Consider the following 220-nt stretch of genomic DNA (forward strand, 5'->3'; position numbering starts at 1 on the left):
TGCCCTCGGCACTGATTTTCTTTGCCCGGACGGAATGGGGAATCTCAGTTCCGAACACTTTGATTTTGCTGCCGTAGGTTTCTCGCAGCAGAGCCGCAATCTCCTTGGCAAAGTGGCCGAGGGTTACAAGAATCTGACCCAGGAGGTGATGAAACTTGAAAAGCAGCGCGAAAAAAGTAGAGCTTGCTCCATACGATGACTTGTTTTCCACCGAAGAAAG

At 50.0% G+C, this 220-nt stretch carries 2 pseudogenes; one reads left to right on the forward strand and one right to left on the reverse strand.

Annotation, left to right across the window (positions count from 1 at the left end):
- Window positions 1–115, reverse strand: a pseudogene (locus H6B10_RS19155) (ParA family protein); the annotation flags it as partial.
- On the opposite strand from H6B10_RS19155, the pseudogene H6B10_RS19160 reads away from it, so the two are divergent.
- Window positions 107–199: pseudogene (locus tag H6B10_RS19160) on the forward strand (ParA family protein); the annotation flags it as partial. The pseudogenes H6B10_RS19155 and H6B10_RS19160 sit on opposite strands and share 9 nt — an antisense overlap.
- Window positions 200–220 lie beyond the last annotated feature (21 nt).

Origin of the sequence: Gemmiger formicilis (genome assembly GCF_016901605.1) — a bacterium.
Lineage (GTDB): Bacteria > Bacillota > Clostridia > Oscillospirales > Ruminococcaceae > Gemmiger > Gemmiger formicilis_B.